The 1529-nt window shown below is 28.4% G+C and carries 1 protein-coding gene; it reads right to left on the bottom strand.

Translation table 11 applies throughout. The features are described 5' to 3' along the window. Nucleotides 1-348: 348 nt before the first annotated feature. Nucleotides 349-1242: a LysR family transcriptional regulator gene (locus KA900_RS14260; protein WP_210139773.1), complete on the bottom strand. Its 894-nt coding sequence runs from the start codon at nt 1240-1242 to the stop codon at nt 349-351. Nucleotides 1243-1529: the final 287 nt, after the last annotated feature.

The following is a 1529-nucleotide window of genomic DNA, read 5'->3' as shown; positions in this document are numbered from 1 at the left end:
ACTTTTAATTGTTTAATTTGTGTTTTCGTTTTTTGCAAAATTACTTTTCTCAAATTTGCTAATTCCCACTGTAACATCTATAAAATACTTGTGGGTTACAGTGAAGTTAAAAAAACACCTAGAATTTTTACGTCCTAATGACATAGAACATAATTATTACAGTACTAAAAAAACCTTAGAACATGATCACAATCGCCCTAAGGTTATTTATAATTTATATTTAATTGTAATAACTTTGTAACAAAAATGGTTTTTATTCAAAATCTGTCACATTTAACTTAGCATTTAATGGCTCGGTTTATTTTATAAATCATTTTTTCAACTCATCATTTATAAAGTTATTTTCGTTTACACATTGGTTTTTTCTAAAAACTTTTCTAAAAATAATTCGGAAGCTTTAGAAAATGTGTGATTTTTCCTCCAAACAATATTATGTTTTGCTTCTAATTTTGGAGATAAAGGAATAAAGCAAAGATCATTTTCTTTAGAAACATCAATAATACTGTCTATTGTCACAGCGTAACCCACATTTTCCTTCACTAATAATCCTGCATTATAAGCTAAATTAAAAGTAGCTACGATATTTAAATCTGAAAATAAATGGCCAAACCAACCTGTGAATTCATTGAATGCATGTGTCTCATCTATGGCTTGTCTTGAGCAAATTAAAGGTAAGTTTACCAAATCCTCTCTAGTAACATAAGGTTTTTTTGCTAATTCACTACTCCTTTTAGCAATTAACCCCCAAATATCTGAACTTGGTAAATGAACTGCTTTATATTTATTTAAATTTGCAGGTTGAATTAAAATACCAAAATCTAATAACCCTTTATCCAACTTTTCAGTAACATCATCAAAATTACCACTATAAATATGAAAATGAATATTTGGGTAATCTACTTGAATATCTTTAATAATTTTAGAAATAAATGACATACCTTTAGTTTCACCACAACCAATAAATACGTCACCTTTCACTTTACTATCTAAGACTTTAAATTCGTCTTGTACTTTTTGAGACATACTTAATATTTCGTCTGCCCTTTTTTTAAGAAGTGTTCCTGCTTCTGTTAATTGTATATTGTAATTACTTCTAGTAAAAAGTTTTACACCTAATTCTTCTTCTAAAGCTTTCATCTGTCTTGAAAGTGTAGGTTGTGTAATATGTAAGGCATTGGATGCACGCGTCATACTCCCTTCTTTAGCGATAGCAGTAAAATACATCAGTGTTCGTAATTCCATATACAACCTCCTTACTTAAAATATTCATTTCTTATATAGTTTACCATTAACAACCTAAATCGATAATCATAAGTTGCTAACAATAATATTTGATAAAGAAAACACATTGAACTGTTGATAGAAAGACAAAAAAGAGCGAAACAAAAATCATGCATGCTTGAAATGATTTCTATTTCGCTCTTCATTATATTAGACTGTTGCTTTTAAATTAATACTTAATAAATTAAGCAGTTACCCATTGTGAAGCACCTTCAGATTCATAAAGGTCCATTGCTGCTTGATCTTGT

Origin of the sequence: Staphylococcus sp. GDY8P120P (assembly GCF_017892065.1) — a bacterium.
In the GTDB taxonomy this organism is placed as follows: domain Bacteria; phylum Bacillota; class Bacilli; order Staphylococcales; family Staphylococcaceae; genus Staphylococcus; species Staphylococcus nepalensis.
This window is presented reverse-complemented; position numbering and strand designations above follow the sequence as displayed.

Excerpts from the sequence above, each read along its gene's own strand:
- KA900_RS14260 (WP_210139773.1), bottom strand. The coding sequence starts at position 1,242 with ATGGAATTACGAACACTGATGTATTTTACTGCTATCGCTAAAGAAGGG.